General features: G+C 31.2%; 14 protein-coding genes. All 14 read left to right on the top strand.

Annotated features, from left to right (window positions below; all coding sequences use genetic code 11):
* The first annotated feature begins 61 nt into the window (after positions 1-61).
* The 14 genes from D2A34_RS21430 to groES all read left to right on the top strand — a co-directional run bounded on the left by D2A34_RS21430 (position 62) and on the right by groES (position 16,658).
* Positions 62-1,129, top strand: coding sequence for a mannose-1-phosphate guanylyltransferase (locus D2A34_RS21430; RefSeq protein WP_079439172.1), 1,068 nt, complete (start codon positions 62-64; stop codon positions 1,127-1,129).
* A gap of 294 nt (positions 1,130-1,423) precedes the next feature.
* Entirely contained in the window at positions 1,424-3,532 is a 2,109-nt protein-coding gene (locus D2A34_RS21435; protein ID WP_119367882.1) for a methyl-accepting chemotaxis protein, read from the top strand.
* A 369-nt stretch (positions 3,533-3,901) separates the two neighbouring features.
* The gene (locus D2A34_RS21440) at positions 3,902-4,483 is read left to right on the top strand and encodes a zinc dependent phospholipase C family protein (RefSeq protein WP_119367883.1); all 582 of its coding nucleotides are present in this window, start codon (positions 3,902-3,904) and stop codon (positions 4,481-4,483) included.
* 418 nt (positions 4,484-4,901) lie between these two features.
* The gene (locus D2A34_RS21445) at positions 4,902-5,537 is read left to right on the top strand and encodes a redox-sensing transcriptional repressor Rex (RefSeq protein ID WP_079439169.1); all 636 of its coding nucleotides are present in this window, start codon (positions 4,902-4,904) and stop codon (positions 5,535-5,537) included.
* A 469-nt stretch (positions 5,538-6,006) separates the two neighbouring features.
* Complete coding sequence (locus tag D2A34_RS21450; protein WP_079439168.1) at positions 6,007-6,792, top strand: short-chain-enoyl-CoA hydratase; 786 nt, start codon at positions 6,007-6,009, stop codon at positions 6,790-6,792.
* An 85-nt stretch (positions 6,793-6,877) separates the two neighbouring features.
* Positions 6,878-8,017, top strand: a complete 1,140-nt coding sequence (locus D2A34_RS21455) for an acyl-CoA dehydrogenase (RefSeq protein WP_079439167.1) — start codon at positions 6,878-6,880, stop codon at positions 8,015-8,017.
* A 13-nt stretch (positions 8,018-8,030) separates the two neighbouring features.
* Positions 8,031-8,810 carry an electron transfer flavoprotein subunit beta/FixA family protein gene (locus D2A34_RS21460; RefSeq protein WP_079439166.1) on the top strand — a complete coding sequence of 260 codons (780 nt, stop codon included), beginning with the start codon at positions 8,031-8,033 and terminating at the stop codon, positions 8,808-8,810.
* A 22-nt stretch (positions 8,811-8,832) separates the two neighbouring features.
* Positions 8,833-9,840 carry an electron transfer flavoprotein subunit alpha/FixB family protein gene (locus D2A34_RS21465; RefSeq protein WP_079439165.1) on the top strand — a complete coding sequence of 336 codons (1,008 nt, stop codon included), beginning with the start codon at positions 8,833-8,835 and terminating at the stop codon, positions 9,838-9,840.
* Between the two features lie 184 nt (positions 9,841-10,024).
* Positions 10,025-10,873: a 3-hydroxybutyryl-CoA dehydrogenase gene (locus tag D2A34_RS21470; protein ID WP_079439164.1), complete on the top strand. Its 849-nt coding sequence runs from the start codon at positions 10,025-10,027 to the stop codon at positions 10,871-10,873.
* A gap of 178 nt (positions 10,874-11,051) precedes the next feature.
* Entirely contained in the window at positions 11,052-12,218 is a 1,167-nt protein-coding gene (locus D2A34_RS21475) for an NADPH-dependent butanol dehydrogenase (RefSeq protein WP_119367884.1), read from the top strand.
* Between the two features lie 484 nt (positions 12,219-12,702).
* On the top strand, positions 12,703-13,107 hold the full coding sequence (locus D2A34_RS21480) for a C-GCAxxG-C-C family (seleno)protein (RefSeq protein WP_079439162.1): 405 nt from the start codon (positions 12,703-12,705) through the stop codon (positions 13,105-13,107).
* A gap of 111 nt (positions 13,108-13,218) precedes the next feature.
* Positions 13,219-14,151 (top strand): DNA-3-methyladenine glycosylase family protein, encoded by a 933-nt coding sequence (locus tag D2A34_RS21485; RefSeq protein WP_079439161.1) that lies wholly within the window; start codon positions 13,219-13,221, stop codon positions 14,149-14,151.
* A gap of 417 nt (positions 14,152-14,568) precedes the next feature.
* Positions 14,569-16,059 (top strand): 4Fe-4S dicluster domain-containing protein, encoded by a 1,491-nt coding sequence (locus D2A34_RS21490; protein ID WP_119367885.1) that lies wholly within the window; start codon positions 14,569-14,571, stop codon positions 16,057-16,059.
* A 314-nt stretch (positions 16,060-16,373) separates the two neighbouring features.
* A complete protein-coding gene (gene groES / locus D2A34_RS21495) occupies positions 16,374-16,658 on the top strand; it encodes a co-chaperone GroES (RefSeq protein ID WP_079439159.1) in 285 nt (94 codons plus the stop codon).
* The last annotated feature ends 34 nt before the right edge of the window (positions 16,659-16,692 follow it).

The following is a 16,692-nucleotide window of genomic DNA, read 5'->3' on the forward strand; positions in this document are numbered from 1 at the left end:
TCACACATACCAATATTTTGACATATAATGAACTAGTATCATTACATGGAGTTGAAAATGCGTGATATACGGGCTGATTTTAGCTGGAGGTAAAGGCAGCAGACTATATCCTCTATCAAGAGCCGATCAACCAAAACAATTTTTAAAGCTTATTAACAATAAAAGCTTTTTAGTTAACACTGTTGATAGGATAATCCCGCTAATAGATAGAAATAATATTTATGTTGTGACCAATATGGACTATAAAGAGAAGGTCAAAAATGAACTTGTAGGAATTAAAGAGGATAATATTTTTGTAGAACCTGCAAATAAGGAGACTGCTACGTGCATAGGTTTATCTGCAGTAAAGCTATTGAAGCAAGATGCTAATGCAGTTATGGTTGTATTACCATCAGATCACTATATTCAAGGTGAGAAGAGTTATATAGATACGTTATCCCAAGCAATTGAGATGGCAAACAAGAGGAGATGTATTGTTACACTTGGAATTGAGCCTAGCAGAGCTGAAACAGGGTATGGTTATATTGAAATGGGCGAAAGAACTGCTGGTACTATACCAACTTATAAAATAGCAAGGTTTACTGAAAAGCCTAACTCAGAAGTAGCTAAAGATTTTATACTAAAAGGCACTTATTTATGGAATTCAGGAATGTTTGTATTTAGAGCGGATGTTATTTTAAGAGAGATAGAAAAGTATCTTCCTAAATTGCATAAATCATTAATGGAAATATATAAAAGCTTAGGTGAGGAAAATGAAGAAAAAACAATAGAGGAACAATATGAAGTCATAGATGGAATATCAATAGATTTCGGAGTAATGCAAAGGACAAGAAAAGCATATGTAATAAAGTGTGATTTTAATTGGGATGATATGGGGAGTTTTGGTGCTTTAAGCCGATTGTTAAATACAGATAAAAATAACAGTATATCTCAAAATGTTTATATTGATGAATGTGAGAATTGTTCGATTTTTGGTGATAAGAATCTTATAATTGGATTCGGAATAAAGGATTTAGTTGTGGTTGATGCTGGTGATGTTATACTTGTAATGGATAAAAATAAGGATCAAGAGATTAAACATTTATTAAATAAACTTAACGAAAATCAACAATATAATAAATTCCTATAGTAAAGATAAGCTATTCTAAAATTATTTTAAATATTTTAGGATAGCCTTATTTTGTTGGATAATGCGAAAAAGAGTGAAGCGTTAAATTTAATTTAAAAAATGTTAAAAGCGAATTAGAGGCGGGTTAAAAATGTTGAAGAAACTTGAAAATTGGATAAAAAGCTATAGTTGAGGAGATTTCGATGATATAATTAATTACAACAATTTATATATAGTGATAAGTCATGTTTGCTTTAATTTATCACCTGGAATCTTTTGGATTTAATATATAAAATGAAGGGAGATATATAATTAATGATAAAAAAATTAAACTTGGGAATGAAGATAAGTATCATAATAGGAGCAATAATTCTCTTATGTTATATAGGGGTATTCACAAGTGTTTTGGTACAAATAAAATCTAAAAGTGTAACTGATAGTGAAACTTTAGCTAAAGAAATATCTTTATCCTATGCAACACAGATTAAGTCTAACTTTGAAAAGTTAGAAACAATAGGTAAGGATTTAAGGGGTTCGCTAATTAATGAAATAAAGCTTAATTCACAAAATAGAGACTTAGTTATTGAGATGCAAAAGGAGATACTAGAAACAGATCCACAAATCTTCGGAGTAACTGTTGCATTTGAAACTAATGATTTCGATGGAAAAGATGATTACTACAAAGGTAAAAAAGAATTTGCGGAGGATGGAAAGTTCATACCATATGCAAGCAGGGATGGAGATCATATCGTAGTAGCACCAGCATATGATGAACAGACAGATATGACATGGTATAATAGACCGAAGGAGTTAAAGGGGACTTATATTACTGAACCAACAGTGTATAATGTTAACGGGAAAGATATCTCAATGATATCTTTAGCAATGCCTATATTAGGTGATAATGGGAAGTTTTTAGGAGTAATATCTATAGATTATAAGCTTGACACGTTGGAAAATATTGTGCTAGAGAAAACACCACTTGGAGGTACAGTTGAGTTAATATCAAATAAAGGTATTTATGTAGCAAGTGGTGAAGATCCAAGTTTAAAGATGAAAGATGCAAAACAAAATAATGATGTTTGGGCGAAAATTATAAGTGAAACTTCACAAGGTAAAGCTTTTTATACTTATGGAACTTCAGTGAAAAAGGGACAAGAAGTTTTAATGGTAGCATATCCAGTTAACTTGGAAAATACGAATACTAATTGGATCCTGTGTAGTCAAATTCCAAAAGAGAAAATATTAGAGAGCTACAATAAGATATTCAATGTTATCTTAATTATAGCAATTGCGTCATTATTAGTTGTTATTTTTGTAATACATATTGTAATTAATAGAATGATAAAAGGGGTAAGATATGCCCAAATACAGATGGAGTTACTGGCAAAGGGAGATCTTACAATAGAACTTGATAAAAAATATATGGATAGAGAAGATGAAATAGGAAAAATGTTTAAATCTATTGATGAAATGAAAAAATCATTAAGGAGTATAATATCTGGTATTAAAGGTGAATGTAGCATTGTTTTAGATTCAATAGAGTTTACACAAGGGAAAATAGAAGATTTAAATAACAAAATTTCAGATGTATCTGCAACAACGGAAGAGTTATCTGCAAGCATGGAGGAAACAGCAGCATCTACAGAGGAAGTAAATGCTTCATCAACCAATATGAAATCCATAATAAAGACTATGGAATTAAGCATTGAAAGTGGAGAGGTAACTGCAAAGGAAATTGAAGAAAGAGCTAAAAAATTAAAAACTAATGCGTTGCAATCAAGAGAACAATCTAGCAGTATAACTTCGAAAATGAGAGAAAGCTTAAGTGTTGCTGTAGAGAAATCTAGAGCGGTAGATAAAATAAATGAATTAACAGCTAAGATATTAGAAATAACTGAGCAAACGAATTTGCTAGCATTAAATGCAGCTATAGAATCAGCAAGAGCAGGGGAAGCTGGTAAAGGATTTGCTGTTGTAGCAGATGAAATAAGGAAACTTGCTGAAACTTCAAAAGAAACTACAATAGAAATACAGCAGATAAATAAAGAAGTCGTTATGGCTGTGAATGACCTCAAAGGAACATCAAATGAAGTAATTGATTTTATTGGAACTCAAGTGATGAAAGATTATAATAAACTTGTAGACACAGGGGAACAATACAGAAATGATGCTATTGTATTTAATGAATTAGTTAGTGTTATAGGTGAAATATCAGATGAACTAATCAACTCTACAGGAGATATTATAACAGCTATTGATGAAGTAGCAGAGGCAACCAATGAAGGTGCTACAGGAACAACTTTAATTGCAAATAAGTCAAATGAGGTAGTTAATTTAACAGAAGAAGTTGTAGGACAAACACAAAAGACAAAAGAATGTGCAGATAAATTATTAGAAGTAGTATCAATATTTAAAATATAGAGGAGTAACATATAAATATAAGAAAAAGAGTTGTTTTAAAGTATAAATTAAGGCAACTTTTTTGTTGTGAATTTATTCTAATTAAAGAATCTTATCAATAAATATATATTGTAATTGACTATAATATGGTTAAAATAATTTATTTGTCAATATAGTTTAATTAATTATCAGGCTTGATATTACTGGGCGTTTCGACAGATAATACTTGCCTCAAGTTATAAATAAGGTGTTGTACATTTTAACTCTGGGTATTATTATATATATAGAGCATAAAATTTAATTAAATTTAAAAATTATAATTAATATATTAAATAATTAAAAGGGTTTATTTTATAAGAATTATAATGTAGAGGATGTGATCATGTTTTGATGATTAATACTCACAAAACTATGGCAGAGAATATTTTGAAACACGCTAATACAAAGAGTGTTTATTTAATAAATAATAAAAGATTTATATGGGGGAACGTAAAGCCAGACTGTGCGCCTAAATATAAATTTAAAAAACATTACTTTAATGAAAGTATAGATATGATAGTTGATAAAATTAAATATCTTTCATCGCTAACATTAGAAGATGTTCATTATAATATGACAATTGGGAAGTTTAGTGAGGAGCTTGGAGTAATATGTCACTTTTTATGTGATTTTTTTTGTGCCCCACACTATTATAGATGGGAATTTAAAAGCACAAGTGCTGTGAAAAATCATATGTCATATGAAAAGAAATTAGCTAAGTTTGCTAAGGGTTTTAAGCAGACAGGAATAATTAATACCAATATTGAGCCAGATAATATAAAAGAATTTATACTTCAATTGCAAGAACAATATGATGGAATGATAGATTACCACAATGATTTGACATTTTCGTATTATGTTTGTGATAGTATTCTTAATATGATTTTAGATAATGTATTTTTTAATGATAACAAAGTGAGTAAGGCGATTTAATGGTTTAAATATAGTAAATATCTCAAAATGATTATAGTTATTTTGAGATATTTTTATGAAAAAACTTTGTTGAAAAAGTGGATTAAGGTGGCTGAAGTTTCATATAAATATAAATGCAAATAAATTAGAACCATAATGAAATTTAGGCTGTCTTAAATGCAATTTTGAGATAGTCTATTTTAACTAATAAATTTATACCAAAGTTATTATAATTTTTTAAAATAATTTGATTAACCTTGACATAAAAATATAGAAGTATGGTAGAATTATAAATCATAGTGGTTAGTTAATGTTAAATTTATAGCAAATGGTAGTATACATTGTTAAAATTTATACTATATTATAATTGAAGCGAATATTGACTTTATATAAAGCAACCTAAGCAGTCAAAATATTATTGAGTAGGAGAAAAATAGATATGGATAAGAATAAAAATATATCGATGGCAGTAATTAAAAGATTGCCTAAATATCATAGATATCTTGAGGAACTTATGAAAAATGATGTGGATAGAATTTCATCAAAAGAATTAGGCGAAAAAATTGGATTCACTGCATCACAAATTCGTCAAGACTTAAATTGTTTTGGAGATTTTGGACAACAAGGATATGGTTATAATGTAAAGGAGTTATATAATCAGATAAGCTCTATACTAGGATTAGGTAGAGGATATAGAGCAGCGTTAGTAGGAGCAGGGAATATCGGTCAAGCAGTTTCGAATTACTCAAGATTTGAAAACTTGGGATTTAGAATATCAGCTATTTTTGATGCTAATCCTAAACTGATAGGAATGAGAATAAGAGATGTAGAAATAATGGATATAGATGAAATATCATCTGTTTTAAAAGAACAGAAGATTGATATAGGAATAATTTGTGTTCCAAGAAAAAATGCTCAAGGTGTTGCTGATGAGTTAATAAAAGCAGGGGTAAGAGGAATATGGAATTTTGCGCCAGTGGATTTAATAGTACCAGATCATGTTAAAGTTGAAAATGTACATTTGAGTGAAAGTTTATTGACATTAATTTATTTATTAAATGAGAGTGAACAGTAGAAGATATATATTTATGAAATAATATAACAAATTAAGAATGCCGTATATACATAGATGTTTTAAGATAGTTATTTACCTGATACGCGTCCTTTAAGGTAAATATACTGATTAATTTCAATATAAGTGAGAATTTTTGGATTGGTGAATATTATACTTTAGATAGTTTTAATTGAACGCATTACCTTGAGAATCACGATATAATGAGGGGTGTAGAACACTAAATGGTATATAAGCAGCATTCTGATTTGTTATTTTTTTATATACCTTAATACAGAGACTAAAAACTTACATTCAAAACATAATATTTTATTGCAAATAATCTGAATACATATTATAATTTTAGATAAGGCTTAAGAGCTTTATATTTTTTAAATTCATTTGTTATATTATTAACAAATAGGTTTAAAAATATCAAAAATAGTATGAAAACTTAAAAAATAAATAAGCAAGTTTGAAGGAGGACCTTAACATGGAATTAAAAAATGTGATTCTTGAAAAAGAAGGACATTTAGCTATTGTGACAATCAATAGACCAAAAGCATTAAATGCGTTAAATTCAGAGACATTAAAGGATTTAGACACTGTTTTAGAAGACTTAGAAAAGGACAGTAATGTATATGCAGTTATATTAACTGGTGCAGGAGAAAAATCTTTTGTTGCTGGAGCAGATATTGCAGAAATGAAAGATCTTAACGAAGAACAAGGTAAAGAATTTGGAATCTTAGGAAACAATGTTTTCAGAAGATTAGAAAAATTGGATAAGCCAGTTATTGCAGCTGTATCAGGATTTGCTCTTGGTGGTGGATGCGAGCTTGCTATGTCATGTGATATTAGAATAGCTTCAGTAAAAGCTAAATTTGGGCAACCAGAAGCAGGACTTGGAATAACTCCAGGATTCGGTGGAACTCAAAGATTAGCTAGAATCGTAGGACCAGGAAAAGCTAAAGAATTAATATACACTTGTGACATCATAAATGCAGAAGAAGCTTACAGAATAGGCTTAGTAAATAAAATAGTTGAATTAGAAAACTTAATAGATGAAGCAAAAGCTATGGCTAATAAAATTGCAGCTAATGCTCCAAAAGCAGTTGCATATTGCAAAGATGCTATTGATAGAGGAATGCAAGTTGATATAGATGCAGCTATATTAATAGAAGCAGAAGACTTCGGTAAATGCTTTGCAACAGAAGACCAAACAGAAGGGATGACTGCTTTTTTAGAAAGAAGAGCAGAAAAAAACTTTCAAAATAAATAATTTTTAGAGAATTAGCTAAAAATCTATTAGAGATTTATATATAGTTTGTTATCGAATAGGTTTAAATAACAAGGAGGGTAATTTAATGAATTTCAAATTAACTAGAGAACAACAATTAGTACAACAAATGATCAGAGAATTCGCAGTAAATGAAGTTAAGCCAATAGCTGCTGAAATTGATGAGACAGAAAGATTCCCTATGGAAAATGTTGAAAAGATGGCTAAATTAGGAGTAATGGGTATCCCATTCGCTAAGGAATTTGGTGGAGCAGGCGGAGATGTTCTTTCATACATAATAGCTGTAGAAGAATTATCAAAAGTTTGTGGTACTACAGGAGTTATACTTTCAGCTCATACATCATTATGCGCGTCAGTAATTAACGAAAACGGTACTCCAGCTCAAAGAGAAAAATATTTACCAGATCTTTGTAGTGGTAAAAAACTTGGAGCTTTCGGTTTAACTGAACCAGGTGCTGGTACAGATGCTGCAGGACAACAAACAACTGCTGTATTAGATGGAGACAACTATATCTTAAATGGTTCAAAGATATTCATAACAAATGGTGGAGTTGCTGAAACTTTCATAATATTTGCTATGACAGATAAGAGTCAAGGAACTAAAGGTATTTCTGCATTTGTAGTAGAAAAATCATTCCCAGGATTCTCAGTAGGAAAGCATGAAAATAAGATGGGTATTAGAGCATCTTCAACTACTGAATTAGTAATGGAAAACTGTATAGTACCAAAAGAAAACTTACTTGGTAAAGAAGGTAAGGGATTTGGTATAGCAATGAAGACTCTTGATGGAGGAAGAATTGGTATAGCAGCTCAAGCTTTAGGTATTGCAGAAGGTGCTTTTGAAGAAGCTGTTAACTACATGAAAGAAAGAAAACAATTTGGTAAACCATTATCAGCATTCCAAGGATTACAATGGTACATTGCTGAAATGGACGTTAAAATTGAAGCTGCTAAACATTTAGTATATAAAGCTGCATGTAAGAAACAAGCAGGTGAACCTTATTCACTTGATGCTGCAAGAGCTAAATTATTTGCTGCAGATGTTGCAATGGAAGTTACAACTAAAGCAGTTCAAATCTTTGGTGGATATGGTTACACTAAAGAATACCCAGTAGAAAGAATGATGAGAGATGCTAAGATAACTGAAATCTATGAAGGAACTTCAGAAGTTCAAAAGATGGTTATCGCAGGAAGCATTTTAAGATAGGAGGACTTTTATAATGAATATAGTAGTTTGTGTAAAACAAGTTCCAGATACTACAGCTGTAAAAATAGATCCTAAGACTGGTACATTAATAAGAGATGGTGTTCCATCAATAATGAATCCAGAGGATAAGCACGCATTAGAAGGTGCATTACAATTAAAAGAACAATTAGGTGGAAAAGTTACCGTTGTAACAATGGGACTTCCAATGGCTAAAGCAACATTGACAGAAGCGTTATGTATGGGAGCTGATGAGGCTATCCTATTAACAGATAGAGCACTTGGGGGAGCTGATACATTAGCAACTTCAAAAGCATTAGCTGGGGTTATAGCTAAATTAGACTATGATATAGTATTTGCTGGAAGACAAGCGATTGATGGAGATACTGCACAGGTAGGTCCAGAAATAGCTGAACATTTAAACATTCCTCAAGTAACTTATGTTCAAGATGTTAAAGTTGAAGGGAATTCATTAATAGTAAATAGAGCATTAGAAGATGGACATCAAGTAGTAGAAGTTAAGACTCCATGTCTATTAACTGCAATCGAAGAATTAAATGCACCTAGATATATGCACGTTGCAAACATATTCTCAACTTCTGATGATCAAATCAAAGTTATGAGCGCAGCTGATATAGATGTAGATGTAGCTGAATTAGGACTTAAAGGTTCACCTACAAAGGTTAAGAAGTCAATGACTAAAGAAGTTAAGGGCGCAGGAGAAATTGTTAGAGAATCACCTAAAAATGCAGCATACTATGTTGTTGGAAAATTAAAAGAAAAACACTACATCTAAGATAATAGGAGGGTAATTTATTATGAATATAGCAGATTACAAAGGCGTTTGGGTCTTTGCTGAACAAAGAGAAGGCGAATTACAAAAAGTATCTTTAGAACTACTTGGAGAAGGTAGAAGAATTGCTGATGAATTAGGAGTAAAGTTAACAGCTTTATTACTTGGAAATAATATAGAAGCATTAGCTAAAACTTTAGCTGAACATGGTGCTGATGAAGTTTTAGTTGCTGATGATAAAAATTTAGAACATTATACAACTGATGCTTACACAAAAGTTATTTGTGATTTAGCAAATGAAAGAAAACCAGGAATATTATTCGTAGGAGCTACTTTCATCGGAAGAGATTTAGGTCCAAGAATAGCTGCTAGATTATCAACTGGATTAACTGCTGACTGTACATCAATTGATGTAGATGTTACAAATGGAGATCTTTTAGCTACAAGACCAGCATTTGGTGGTAACTTAATGGCTACAATCGCATGTCCAGATCATAGACCACAAATGGCTACAGTAAGACCAGGAGTATTTGCAAAAATCACTACTGATCCAGCAAACTGTAACATTGAAAAGGTTCAAGTTCAATTAGCTGATAGCGATGTTAGAACTAAAGTTTTAGAAACTATCAAAGCTAAAAAAGATATCGTAGATATCGCTGAAGCAGATTTCATCGTTGCAGGTGGTAGAGGGGTTGGAAGCAAAGAAAACTTCAAACTTCTTGAAGAATTAGCTGCTGCTTTAGAAGGAACAGTTGGTGGATCAAGAGCTGCTGTTGAAAATGGATGGATTGATGGAGCTTACCAAGTAGGTCAAACTGGTAAGACTGTAAGACCACAAATATATATAGCTTGTGGTATTTCAGGAGCTATCCAACACGTTGCAGGTATGCAAGACTCTGATTTAATCATTGCTGTTAATAAAGATGATTCAGCTCCAATAATGAAAATTGCAGATTACGCTATAGTTGGAGATGTTGCAAAGGTAGTACCAGAATTAATAGCTCAAGTTAAAGAAATAAAGAGTGCTGAATAATTACTAGATTAATTAAAATAAATTCTTGTTATATTCTATTTGTTAAAGCTAATAATATAACAGTAAGTAAAATTAGTTAACATATAATTAAAAAGCTAATAATTATAAAAATAATCCTTAGTTAATGTAGAGATGCTTTAACTAAGGATATCTATAATGATAAAAATTTGAGGAGGAATAATTCATGAAAAAGATTTTTGTACTTGGAGCAGGAACTATGGGTGCTGGTATCGTTCAAGCATTCGCTCAAAAAGGTTGCGAAGTAATAGTAAGAGACATAAAGGAAGAGTTTGTTGACAGAGGAATAGCTGGAATAGCTAAAGGATTAGAAAAGTTAGTTGCTAAAGGAAAAATGACTGAAGAAGATAGAGAAGCTATCCTTTCAAGAATTTCAGGAACAACTGATATGAATTTAGCTGCTGACTGCGATTTAGTAGTTGAAGCTGCAATCGAAAACATGAAAATTAAGAAAGAAATCTTTGCTGAATTAGATGGAATCTGTAAGCCAGAAACAATTTTAGCTTCAAATACTTCATCTTTATCAATTACTGAAGTTGCTTCAGCAACAAAGAGATCAGATAAAGTTATCGGAATGCATTTCTTTAATCCAGCTCCAGTAATGAAGCTTGTTGAAGTTATCAGAGGTGCTGCAACTTCTCAAGAAACTTTTGATGCAGTTAAAGAATTGTCAGAAGCAATTGGAAAAGCTCCAGTAGAAGTTGCTGAAGCTCCAGGATTTGTTGTAAACAGAATCTTAATTCCAATGATCAATGAAGCAACATTCATTTTACAAGAAGGAATTGCTTCAGTTGAAGATATCGATACATCTATGAAATTTGGTGCTGGTCATCCAATGGGACCTTTAGCTTTAGGAGATCTTATTGGATTAGATGTTTGTTTAGCTATTATGGATGTTTTATTTACTGAAACAGGAGATAATAAGTACAGAGCTAGCAGCTTACTAAGAAAATATGTTAGAGCTGGATGGCTTGGAAGAAAATCAGGAAAAGGATTCTACGATTATTCTAAATAATCCTGCCTAAATAAATTATAGTATGAAGATTATGAAAATTCCCAAAAGAAATTTACTTTTGGGAATTTTTTTATTTAGAATGTAAAGGATTTTTATTATTTATATAGAATTATTCTAATATAGGAAATTGTTTGAATATTCCTAAAATTAAGTTAACATTTCTAGGAGGTATTAAATTATGATGAGATTTACATTACCAAGAGACGTTTATTATGGAAAAGGATCACTAGAACAATTAAAGAACCTTAAAGGAAAGAAAGCGGTATTAGTACTTGGTGGCGGATCAATGAAGAAATTCGGGTTTGTGGATAAAGCAGTGAACTACTTAAATGAAGCTGGCATAGAAGTTAAATTAATAGAGGGTGTTGAACCAGACCCATCAGTTGAAACAGTATTTAAAGGCGCTGAAGTGATGAGAGAGTTTAATCCAGATTGGATAATATCTATGGGGGGTGGATCTCCTATAGATGCAGCAAAAGCAATGTGGATATTCTATGAGTACCCAGATTTTACTTTTGAACAAGCTGTAGTTCCTTTTGGATTACCAGAGCTTAGACAAAAAGCTAAGTTTTTAGCTATTCCATCAACAAGCGGTACAGCAACAGAAGTAACTGCATTTTCTGTAATCACAGATTATAAGACTGAAATCAAATATCCTTTAGCTGATTTTAATATAACTCCAGATATAGCTATAGTAGACTCAGATTTAGCTGAAACAATGCCTCCTACATTAACAGCTCATACTGGAATGGATGCATTAACTCATGCGATTGAAGCTTATGTAGCAACATTACATTCACCATTTACAGATCCACTAGCCGTACAAGCTATTGAAATGATTAATGAGCATCTAATAAAATCATTTGAAGGAGATAACGATGCTAGAGAACAAATGCATTATGCTCAATGCTTAGCAGGTATGGCATTCTCAAATGCATTGTTAGGAATAACTCATAGTATGGCCCATAAGACAGGTGCAGTATTCCATATACCTCATGGATGTGCAAATGCTATATATTTACCATATGTAATTGACTTTAATAAGAAGGCTGCAGCAGATAGATATGCTAAAATAGCTAGAAGTCTCGGATTGAGCGGACAAACTGATAATGAATTAGTAGATTCGTTGACAAGTTTAATACAAGAATTTAATAAAAAGATGTCTATTCCACTAACTTTAAAAGAATATGGTATTGATGAAGAAGAATTTAAAGCAAAGGTTGATTTAATTTCGGAAAGAGCAGTTGGAGATGCTTGCACAGGCTCAAATCCAAGACAAATAAATAAAGATGAAATGAAGAAGATATTCGAATGCGTATATTACGGAAATAAGGTTGATTTCTAATATCTCGTATATATAAATAATTTGAGGTCATACTTATGTGATGGCCATCCAAAAGAGAAGGTTCTCTGTTACTTGATTGCTAGAAAATAAAACTGTGAAAAAGTGAAGCCCAACTCACTCTGTTTGCTGAGTGAGTTCGAGTGACCAAATATAAAATTTGGATTCTCACTTATCAGTAAAAGTTGCACAATTTCTGATTGCTCGTTAGACAATCGGAAATTGAACAACTTTTACTGAAGAAATACCTACAGTTTCATTTTCAATGCAACACTGAGTAAAGGAGAACCTTCTCTTTCTGGTGATGTATATATAAGTATAAACTCAGGTATACTTGATTTATCGTTATGTGAAATGCAAAATGAAGGAAGTTAGATCACCCTACAAATACAAAACTTTACATATTAGTTAGATAAATAAACCATAGTATAAGATTAAGTGATATAATATACTAAATAATAATAACTTTTGATAAGGAGGAGTGCAAATGCTTAGTGAAATGGTAAAGAAATATCGTAAAGAAGAGTATGATTTAAATTGTGCAGAATCTATCATGTACGCTGCTAATGAAGAATATGATTTGAATTTATCAAAACAAACTCTAAAAACTATGTCAGGGTTTGGTGGTGGAATGTCAACAGGTGATGTTTGTGGTGTTATTACGGGAGCTGTCGGAGTAATTGGAATCATGTTCACTGAAATAAGTGGGCATAAGAGTCCGATAGTCGCAGAAATAACAAGAGAGTTTATAAATAAATTCAATGAAAGTCTTAGATTTATAAAATGCATTGACTTGAAGAAGGAATATATAGATATAAAACGGTGTACACTAATGATAGAGAAAGGTGCAGAAATTTTAGAAACTATTATCATTGAAAGAAAAAACAATTAGCACAATTATTTTTGTATAAAGTTAAAGTATTTATAGAATAAGAGAACAACTATTATGGGTATTTGTGGATTGAACACAATGCTTATTTAATGTTAAGAGGAGAACACAAACATGGATTATAAAGCTGTAAAATCTTACGATGATTATATAATGATAGAAGAAGTTAAGAATTTTAAATTAAGACATATATTTGAGTGTGGACAAATTTTTAGATTTTGGGAAATAGAAGAGAATAATTTTATTGTTATAGCATTTGGAAAGTTAATAGAGGTGAAAGAGGAAGGGAATAACGTAATAATTTACAATACAACTTGGGAGGATTTTAATAATATTTGGCTTAGATATTTTGATTTAGGTAGAGATTATTCAATTATAAAAGAAGATCTTTCAAAAGATACATTACTTAAGCAAAGCATAGAGTTTGGATACGGTGTTAGAGTTCTAAACCAAGATCCTTTTGAAATGTTGCTTAGTTTTATTATTTCAGCTAGAAATAATATACCATCAATAAAAAAGACAGTTAATAAAATATCAACTAAATGGGGTAAAGAAATCAATTATAAAGGAACGATTTATTATGCCTTTCCAAGCATAGATGAAATTAAAGATGCGAGTTTAGAAGATATACAAGAAACAGGTGCTTCCTTCAGAAGTAAGTATATAGTAGATACAATTAAAAATGTATATAATGCCTCAATAAATGAAGTGGATAATCCCGGTATTAACGAAGAATGTCCATATGGTAAATATGATTTGAATTACATAAGAAACTTAAGTGATGATGAATGTCATGATGCCCTTCAAGAATTTAAAGGGGTTGGTTCAAAAGTAGCTGATTGCATTATGTTATTCTCTATGGAGAAAACTTCTGCATTTCCAGTAGATGTATGGGTTAAACGAGCAATGATCCATTTTTATGGAGCTGAAGATTCATCATTAAATAAGATTAGAATATTCGCAAGAAATAAGTTTGGTAAATTGTCTGGATTTGCACAACAATATTTATTTTACTATGCGAGAGAAAACAAGATTAGTGTTGATTAGGTTTTTATAATAACATAAGAATGGATATAAGAAAGTCTAGATTGCTAATTTCTAGACTTTTTATTCTATGTTCTTAATTCATCTATTTTAATATATTCACTAAAAAAACTTCAGGGACTAAAAAATTAATGACAAAATTTTATCATTTAAAGTAGTTTGGTATAGTCATATTGCATCTAGATATCGTGAATTTTTATGGGAAATTGATATGTTAATATACGGAGATGAAAAAATAAAAAATGCTTATTGAAGCGACAATGTAGATGTTTTCTTAAGTAAGTGAGTATAGAGAAATAAATGGAAAAATTCAGAAAATTTAAATTACGGAATACTTGTTATATTTTTAACAAGAGTATGTTATAATTATCTCATGAAATTAAGAAAGATAAAAAATATTCATGGGAGAGTGTGTGTATAATGTTTCAATTTGAAAATCAACTTTTAAGACTAAAGCATGAGGTTCTTACTAGAGTTGCATTATTGGCAAAGGAGAACAAAATCAGTAAAGAGGAGTTAGAAAAAATTCCATTTGCTATGATTGAAGGGGAGACTCCTACTTATAGGGATACTGTTGAACAAGAAAGAAATGTAGTATTGGAAAGAGCAAAGCTCGCAGCTGGCTATGAGCCAAATGGTAAACATGGACAAGATTTGATCGATGTACAAGATAAAAATCAAATATTATATGTTATAAAAGAAGCATGTGATAGATGTCCAACAAAGAAATTTCAAGTTACTGATTCTTGCAGAAACTGCGTAGCTCACAAGTGTCAAAGTGTGTGTAATTTTGGAGCTATTACATATGTTGATGGAAGAGCATATATAGAACCTGACAAATGTAAAGAATGTGGAATGTGTAAGAAAGCATGTCCTTATGATGCTATCGCAGAGGATATGAGACCATGTAAAAAATCGTGTCCAACAGGTGCGTTAAGTTATAATGCAGAAGATCTAAGTGCTGAAATTACAGAAAGCAAGTGTGTAAATTGCGGTGCTTGTATGTCAGCATGTCCATTTGGAGCTATAGAAGATAAGAGTTCTTTAGTTAAAGTTGTTTATGAATTGATGAACGAAGATAAAAATATCTATGCTGTAGTTGCACCTGCTATTACAGGCGAATTTGGTCCAAAGACAACTTATGGACAAGTTAAGAATGCAATTAAAGCTTTAGGTTTTAAAGATATGCTAGAAGCTGCGTGTGGAGCAGATGCAGTAACTGTACATGAAAGTAATGAATTTGTAGAAAGAATGGAAAAGGGAGACAGTTACATGACAAATTCATGTTGTCCAGGATTCTTAAGCTACATTGAAAAGATGATGCCAGATCAAGCAGAAAAAATTTCAGGAACCGTTTCTCCTATGGTGGCGACAGGCAGATATATAAAGTCTAAAGATAAGGATGCAAAGGTAGTATTTGTAGGGCCATGTACTGCAAAGAAAAATGAAGCACTAATTAATTCAATAAAAGATGCAGTTGATTATGTGTTAACATTTGAAGAGATAGTAGCTTTATTTGACGCTTTTGAAGTTGATCCAGCTGCGTGTGAAGATATAATAGTTGATGAAGCTTCAATTTTTGGTAGAAATTTTGCTGTTGGTGGAGGATTAACAGCTGCAATACAAAATTACGTACAAGAAAAAGGCGTTGAAGTAGAATTTAAGCCGGTTCAGGTTTCAGGTGGTGCAGACATCAAGAAAACTATGACAATGGCTAAGGCAGGAAAGTTACAAGGGAACTTCATCGAAGGTATGATGTGCGAAGGTGGTTGTATAAACGGAGCAGCTAAAATCGTATCTGTAATGAAAGCTAAAGCTCCATTTACTAAGTTGAACCAACAAACAACAATCAAGAGTGTATTATCAAATAAAGTGTTGGAAGAATACCACGATGTAAATTTAGAAAGATAATATAAGAATAAAAACCCAAATCGGTAATCTCATCTGATTTGGGTTTTTATTTTTAAATAGCTTTTTATATGAATATATATGGAAAAATAAATGCATATAAAAAAATAAATAAAACAGAGAAAAATTAAGCAAATGGGATATATTTTGAGATAAGAAGTAATATTCGCTGAAAAAAGGGATATAATATTAGAAGTAATGTTTGAATTATATGGTTATAAAGGATATTATAATTATGTTAGCACTCGACAGTAATGAGTGCTAACAGAAATTTAAATACAAATAAATTATATATATATTTTAAGGAGGGTTTTTTCATGAACATTAAACCACTTGGTGAAAGAGTAGTAATTAAAAAATTAGAGGCAGAAGAAAAGACTAAAAGTGGAATAGTCTTAACTGGTGCTGCAAAGGAAAGACCACAAGAAGCAGAAGTGGTTGCAGTAGGTCCTGGAGCAGTTGTAGATGGAAATAGAGTAGCTATGGAAGTTAAGGTTGGAGATAAGGTTCTATACTCTAAATATGCTGGAACAGAAGTTAAGGTTGACGGAGAAGAGTATACAATATTAAAACAAGACGATATATTAGCAATAGTTGAATAGTACTATATTTATATTGCTTAATTAGTAAAATAAA

This window comes from Clostridium chromiireducens, assembly GCF_003575225.1.
Taxonomy (GTDB): domain Bacteria; phylum Bacillota; class Clostridia; order Clostridiales; family Clostridiaceae; genus Clostridium; species Clostridium chromiireducens.